This is a genomic window from Oleiphilus sp. HI0066, from assembly GCF_001635725.1.
The window spans coordinates 1-1,258 of record NZ_LWFH01000157.1 but is presented as its reverse complement, the minus strand read 5'-3'; the positions used below and the strand labels follow the sequence as shown (position 1 = coordinate 1,258).

The 1,258-nt window shown below is 43.4% G+C and carries 1 protein-coding gene and 1 pseudogene; both read left to right on the top strand.

Annotated elements, in window-relative coordinates; genetic code table 11:
* Window positions 1-367 (top strand): annotated as a pseudogene (locus A3738_RS02655) (cytochrome b); the annotation flags it as partial.
* The gene (locus A3738_RS02650; RefSeq protein ID WP_068472972.1) at window positions 364-1,122 is read left to right on the top strand and encodes a cytochrome c1; all 759 of its coding nucleotides are present in this window, start codon (window positions 364-366) and stop codon (window positions 1,120-1,122) included. The pseudogene A3738_RS02655 and the gene A3738_RS02650, both read left to right, overlap by 4 nt.
* Window positions 1,123-1,258 lie beyond the last annotated feature (136 nt).

The following is a 1,258-nucleotide window of genomic DNA, read 5'->3' as shown; positions in this document are numbered from 1 at the left end:
GCCTGATCACATTGCGCCTGTATGGTACTTCACGCCATTCTATGCAATCTTGCGTGCTGTTCCGGATGCGTTCTTGGGTGTTGTGGCGATGGGTGCGGCAATTGCAATTTTGTTCGTATTGCCATGGTTAGATCGTAGCCCGGTGCGTTCAATGCGTTACAAAGGCAACTTAAGTAAGATTGCTCTTGTGTTGTTTATCATTTCGTTCTGCATTCTTGGTTACTTGGGTGTTGTGGTAGCAACTCCAGGTAGAACTTTGCTTGCTCAGGTCTTGACTGTTATTTACTTCGCTTATTTCATTCTTATGCCTTGGTATACAAGTATTGAGAAAACTAAGCCTGTACCAGAAAGGGTGACAATGAAATGATTAAGCTCGTTGCTACGTTATTTTTCACAATTAGTGTGAACAGTGTATTGGCAGCTGTTGGACCGGCGGCTCCTGTTGATGATATTGATACTGATATTCGTGATCAAGAGTCTATGCAGCGTGGGATGGCGTTGTTTACTAATTACTGTTTTGGATGCCACTCGCTTGAGTACTCGCGCTATGAACGTTCTGCAAATGACTTAGGTATCCCAAAAGAGATTTTTGAAGAAAATCTACTTGAGGGCGACGCTAAGATCGGTCAATTGATGACTACCTCTATGGATAAAGATCAAGCGAAAGCTTGGTTTGGCAATCCACCGCCTGACTTGACGTTGGTGGCGCGGTTACGGGGGCCAGATTGGTTGTATAGTTACTTGCGTGGTTTTTATGCAGATCCTTCGCGTCCATATGGGGTAAATAATGTCGTATTCAAAGATGTCGGTATGCCACATGTTCTAGCAGACCTGCAGGGTATGTGTGCTGAGCCACCACTTATGGGTATTGATACTGAAGTTGATCCTCTTTCAGGTAACATCGTTAAGAGTAGTGGCTGTCAAGAATATAAGTCGGAAGGTTCTATGACGCCAGCTGAGTATGACGAAGCCATCTATGATTTGGTAAATTACCTTGAGTATGTCGGTGAGCCGTCACGGATAGAAAGTGAGCGTATGGGATTATACGTGCTTGTCTTCTTGGCGTTCTTCTTTGTGTTCGTCTACTTCTTGAATAAAGAGTACTGGCGCGATATCCACTAAGTCTATCTAAGTAGCTATAAGGCTGTTGGCAAACGCTAACGGCCTTTTTTGTTATAACGTGTGTTGAATTATGACGCGCTTTGATAAGTGTGTATAATTCTGGCAGTTTTGTATTCTATGTATCGAATTTTCGATG